Genomic DNA, 1,717 nt, shown 5'->3' on the forward strand with positions numbered 1-1,717 from the left:
GAGCTGGGATTGATTCCTGGGTCGCTCAAAATCACTTATCCGCGAATCCGTTTCACTAAATGATGAAACGGATTCGTTGGGCGGTTACTGGATGTAAGAAGTAACTCGATCTTAAAAAGCCAAAATATTGGCACAGATCGACACAAGCAAAAAGAGTGGCAAAAGTTTGACGCGAGCCGTGAGGGCTCGATAAAATCGAGTTTGCGTAGAGTCTTACGCAAATAAGAAACCCAGACCGCAAGCGGTCTGGGCTTTAACGGCGATCCAAGGGGGAAAGTTTCTGAGGCCTACCCCAAGGAAAGCACCTCAACCCGATTAGGATTGAAGCTGGGCGCGGATTCTACAGACCGGATCTACTGTCTTCAAATTTTTAGGACGAAATGCCTAAAGCGCAAGACAAGAAATGGTCCCGCCCCATCCTCGTGCGAGTCGGGCTTACTTTGCCTATTAGGAGAAATCTCATGGCAAATGGCAGCAAGCCCGGTGAAAACACCGGAAAAAATGGCGGTATCTATCAGGAACAAGGCCCGCGTGGTGGTCGCAAGGACAATTATGCAACTGTCCCAGATCGCACCTCCCTGCCGCCTACCAGCCAACCAGGGCACACCTGGGTGCAGATAGAACGCACTCCTGATAGCAAGCGCTAACGTAAACGATGATGCGGGGCGGCTCCGCCCCGCACTCATCTACAGAATTTCATATTTGAATGAGAAAAAAGGGGCGAATTTCGCGTTTTAACGAAAAATGCGTTTCGCGGAAGCGAAAAGGTCAAATCCAACCCTTTGTTTTTCTTGATCGAACAGTTCACACCTTAGTGAAGGTGAGCGTGGGTCTGGACCGTTAGGAACACTCAAAAGCGCTTTGCCTGGATATGGATGTTCAGCCTAGCGAGAGAAAATGAAAGCCCCGCCTGGTGCGGGGCTTTTCTATTTCACGATCCAGCCAATCAACGATATTTCGATATGACGAGTATCAAAAGGCATGCAGTGCACAACAGGTGGCAGATCAAACCGATGATTGAAAGGGGTCATGCCTCAGGTACGAAAGACCGCTGAAACACGCCCTGCTCAAGCTACTCATTCAGCCCATACAGAATGTCTGCAGTGGGAATCTGCAGGACGCCTGAACGATACGATTTGAAGCCATAAGCCGTAGCTGTATACACGCAGGGAACGAACTGCTTGCCCTGTAGAACACGCCGCAACTCATCACCCTTCAGCGGACGCATACTTCGCCCGCCATTGAGGCTTTCATAGAAACTTAATGCCGACCTGTATACCCAGGCATCGCCATGCCGCACCGCTTGAGTGACCGGAACCAAACCGCTGGCTGAATATTGATCGGCTTCATGGTCCATGGAAACTTCACCGCCCTCGAGCGAACAGCGAAGCATGCTGCTTATAGGGCGTTTGTTTCGTTCAAAGATATTCAAAAAATCGACAGCCGATGAAAAGCTCACTTCATACAATGATGTATTCCCCTCACGACTGCCCTTTAAATAACCAAGCTCCGCTGCAGGTGAATCGTAATGTCTTGCACACCCTAGAAAGAGCAGCGCAACAACCAGCCAAAGACATTTAGACACGACAGCCACCGTCTATATAACTAATGATGGACTCGAATAGGATATCAGCGAGTAGCCGGACAATTCCTAACGGCGGATGCAAAGAACTATATCCACCCGATGCAGGAATACCTGCTCGCGTAATTTGTAGGG

At 49.6% G+C, this 1,717-nt stretch carries 2 protein-coding genes; one reads left to right on the forward strand and one right to left on the reverse strand.

Annotation, left to right across the window (positions count from 1 at the left end; all coding sequences use genetic code 11):
- Positions 1–461 precede the first annotated feature (461 nt).
- Positions 462–647: a YjzC family protein gene (locus tag J0A65_RS22935; protein WP_206596617.1), complete on the forward strand. Its 186-nt coding sequence runs from the start codon at positions 462–464 to the stop codon at positions 645–647.
- A gap of 425 nt (positions 648–1,072) precedes the next feature.
- On the opposite strand, the gene J0A65_RS22940 is transcribed toward J0A65_RS22935, so the two are convergent.
- Positions 1,073–1,585 (reverse strand): hypothetical protein, encoded by a 513-nt coding sequence (locus J0A65_RS22940; RefSeq protein ID WP_206596618.1) that lies wholly within the window; start codon positions 1,583–1,585, stop codon positions 1,073–1,075.
- Between the last annotated feature and the right edge of the window lie 132 nt (positions 1,586–1,717).

Source organism: Bowmanella yangjiangensis (assembly GCF_017255015.1).
GTDB lineage: Bacteria > Pseudomonadota > Gammaproteobacteria > Enterobacterales > Alteromonadaceae > Bowmanella > Bowmanella yangjiangensis.